1 protein-coding gene is annotated in these 817 nt (G+C 67.2%); it reads right to left on the reverse strand.

Features of this window, described 5'->3' with window-relative positions:
- The coding region (gene hemA / locus RHBS_RS28150; protein ID WP_128646947.1) for a glutamyl-tRNA reductase at positions 1 to 585 on the reverse strand (585 nt) is incomplete at its 3' end.
- Positions 586 to 817 lie beyond the last annotated feature (232 nt).

An 817-nucleotide genomic window follows, 5' to 3' on the forward strand; every position in this document is an offset into this window, starting at 1 on the left:
GCCCATCGCTCCGGCACCGAGGACGACGGCTTTGCGGCCGGCGAGGGAACCGTCGAACAATTCGGCGGCGCGGTCGAGGGCGACCGAGACCACCGAGGATCCGGCGGCGTCGATTCCGGTTTCGCTGTGGACACGCTTGCCCACGCGTAGGGCCTGCTGAGCCAGTTCGTGCATCACGCGGCCCGAGGCCTGCTGCCCGTCCGAGGCGGCGTAGGCCGAACGGATCTGGCCGAGAATCTGCTGCTCGCCGATGACCATCGAGTCGAGGCCACTGGCCACGGCGAAGAGGTGCTCGACGGCGGCCTCGCTGTAGCGGACGTAGGCGTGCTTGGTCAGGTCCGCGATCTCGAGCCCGGAGTGTTCACCGAGAACTTCGCCGACGGCGGTCAGCGCGCCGTGGAAGGCGTCGACGACGGCGTAGATCTCGACGCGATTGCACGTGGACACCACCATGACCTCGGAAATGCTTCCGCTGGCCATCAGCTTGTCGGTCAGTTTCGGGCGATCGGTGTCCGTGATGGCGACACGCTCGAGGACTGCGACGGGAGCGCTACGGTGCGAAATCCCGACGAGAAGGACACTCACGGTGCAATCACCGATCCGTTTCTTGTCGAACTGTTGACTGGGCTTGGATTGCCGGCGATGCGCGGGCCGTGACTGCGGCCGAGGCGTGCCGTGGACGTGAGCGGTGACGATGCGAGAGGGGGCGGGCGATACCGGCTGCGGCCGGGGCGCGGCGACGATGGCCGGACCGGCGATATCGCTCGATCCGGGGACGTTGCGAGAGCTGTTGAAGGAGAGCACCTGCATCTCCACC

Source organism: Rhodococcus sp. BS-15 (assembly GCF_000813105.1).
Classification (GTDB): Bacteria; Actinomycetota; Actinomycetes; order Mycobacteriales; family Mycobacteriaceae; genus Rhodococcoides.